Annotated in this window: 1 protein-coding gene; it reads left to right on the forward strand. The window is 67.3% G+C overall.

What is annotated here, in order from left to right; translation table 11 throughout:
• A partial coding sequence (locus tag MXD61_RS05650) for an acyl carrier protein (RefSeq protein ID WP_248811786.1) occupies window positions 1-1,100 on the forward strand: 1,100 nt, incomplete at both ends.

Genomic DNA, 1,100 nt, shown 5'->3' on the forward strand with positions numbered 1-1,100 from the left:
GGTGCCGTGGATGTGTTGCGGTCGACGTTGGTCGGGATGGCGCTGGGGGATCGGGCCCCTTATCTGGCCGGGTTGGTGCGTGCTGAGGCGTCGGTCGTTCTAGGCGGTGCGGGTCGGGATCTGGTTCGGGTTGATCAGGCGTTCAATGACGCGGGCTTCGATTCGCTGACCTCGGTGGAGCTTCGCAATCGTCTGGCCGCTCTGGCCGGGATCCCGTTGCCGGCGACGTTGGTGTTCGACTATCCGACGCCGTTGGCGCTGGCTGACTATCTGCTGGGCGAACTGGTTGGCGCCATCCCCGTTGCCGTTGTTCCCGCCGTAAGGTCTGTGACGGATGAGCCGGTGGCGGTCGTGGGTGTGGGATTGCGGCTGCCCGGTGGTGTGGACGGTCCGGCGGCGTTGTGGGAGTTGCTGTCCTCAGGCATGGATGTGGTGGGGGAGTTCCCCACCGACCGAGGTTGGGATCTGGGTGGCCTCTTCGACCCGGACCCTGACGCTGCGGGGAAGTCCTACGTTCGCCAGGGTGGCTTTCTTACCGACGCGGCGGGGTTCGATGCGGGGTTCTTTGGGATCAGTCCGCGTGAGGCGTTGGCGATGGATCCGCAGCAGCGGTTGCTGTTGGAGACGTCGTGGGAGGCGCTGGAGCGTGCGGGGATCGACCCGTCCTCCCTGCGGGGCCAGCGCGTGGGCGTCTACGTCGGACTGATCGCCAACGACTATCTCTCTGCCGCTGGAACGGTGCCTGAGACCGAGGGGTACCGGGCGACGGGCGCGATCTCCAGTGTGGCGTCGGGGCGGATCTCCTATGTGCTGGGGCTGGAAGGTCCGGCGGTGACCGTGGACACCGCATGTTCATCCTCGCTGGTGGCGTTGCATCTGGCGGCTCAGGCGTTGCGTGCGGGTGAGTGCTCGATGGCCCTCGCCGGAGGCGTCACGGTGATGGCGCATTCGGGCGTGTTCGTCGAGTTCTCCCGGCTCCGCGGTGTCGCCCCCGACGGCCGGTGTAAAGCGTTCTCAGATGAGGCGGACGGTGTGGGCTGGGGCGAGGGCGCGGGGATGTTGGTCCTGGAGCGTCTGTCGGATGCGCGGCGGCTTGGGCA

It is taken from the genome of Frankia sp. AgPm24 (assembly GCF_023243055.1).
GTDB lineage: Bacteria > Actinomycetota > Actinomycetes > Frankiales > Frankiaceae > Frankia > Frankia umida.